1 protein-coding gene is annotated in these 1,275 nt (G+C 66.3%); it reads right to left on the bottom strand.

Going from position 1 to position 1,275, the window contains the following annotated elements; all coding sequences use genetic code 11:
* Nucleotides 1–6: 6 nt before the first annotated feature.
* Nucleotides 7–1,275, bottom strand: a 1,269-nt coding sequence (glyA, locus tag KUV26_RS23485) for a serine hydroxymethyltransferase (protein ID WP_315900175.1), incomplete at its 5' end; no start/stop codon positions are given.

Here is a 1,275-nt window from a genome sequence, read left to right as displayed (position 1 = left end):
TACGGCTTACAGGTTGGGGTACAGCGGGAAGCGGGCGCAGAGGTCCGCAACCTTGGCGCGCACCGCGGCTTCCACGTCGGCGTTGCCTTCTTCACCGTTGGCCGCCAGCCCGTCGATCACCTCAATGATCAGGTCGGCGATCTGGCGGAACTCCGCCTCGCCGAAGCCGCGGGTGGTGCCGGCCGGGGTGCCGAGGCGCAGGCCCGAGGTCACGGTGGGCTTTTCCGGGTCGAACGGGATGCCGTTCTTGTTGGTGGTGATATGGGCGCGGCCGAGGGCCTTGTCGGCGATGTTGCCGGTGACGCCCTTGGGGCGCAGGTCAACCAGCATCACGTGGGTGTCGGTGCCGCCGGTCACGATGTCCAGGCCGCCCTTGATCAGCTGGTCCGCCAGCGCTGCCGCGTTCGCCTTGACCTGCTTCTGGTAGGCTTTGAACTCCGGCTTCAGCGCCTCGCCGAAGGCTGCCGCCTTGCCTGCGATCACATGCATCAGCGGGCCGCCCTGGATGCCCGGGAAGATCGCCGAGTTTACCTTCTTGGCGATGGCTTCGTCGTTGGTCACGATCATGCCGCCGCGGGGGCCGCGCAGGGTCTTGTGGGTGGTGGTGGTCGCCACATGCGCATGCGGGAACGGCGAGGGGTGCTCCCCGGCCGCGATCAGGCCTGCGATATGGGCCATGTCGACCATGAAATAGGCGCCGACGCTGTCGGCGATTTCACGGAACCTGGCAAAGTCGATCTGGCGCGGGATGGCGGAGCCGCCGGCGATGATCAGCTTCGGCTGGTGCTCGTTTGCCAGTGCCTGGATCTGGTCGTAGTCAATCAGGTTGTCGCTTTCGCGCACGCCGTAATGCACTGCGTTGAACCACTTGCCCGACTGGTTCGGCGCGGCGCCGTGGGTCAGGTGGCCGCCGGAGGCGAGGTCCATGCCGAGGATGGTGTCGCCGGGCTGGATCAGCGCCTGGAACACGCCCTGGTTGGCCTGGCTGCCGGAGTTCGGCTGCACGTTGGCGTATTCACAGCCGAACAGCTGCTTGGCGCGGTCGATGGCCAGGTTCTCGGCAACGTCGACATACTGGCAGCCGCCGTAGTAGCGGCGCCCCGGGTAGCCTTCGGCGTATTTGTTTGTCAGCACCGAGCCCTGCGCTTCCATCACCGCGGCGGAGACGATGTTCTCGGAGGCGATCAGCTCGATCTCATCGCGCTGGCGGCCCAGCTCGGCCGTGATCGCGCCGAACAGTTCAGGATCGCGCTCAGACAGCGCTTGGGTGAAAAA

Origin of the sequence: Leisingera daeponensis (assembly GCF_019801465.1) — a bacterium.
Lineage (GTDB): Bacteria > Pseudomonadota > Alphaproteobacteria > Rhodobacterales > Rhodobacteraceae > Leisingera > Leisingera daeponensis_A.
This window is presented reverse-complemented; position numbering and strand designations above follow the sequence as displayed.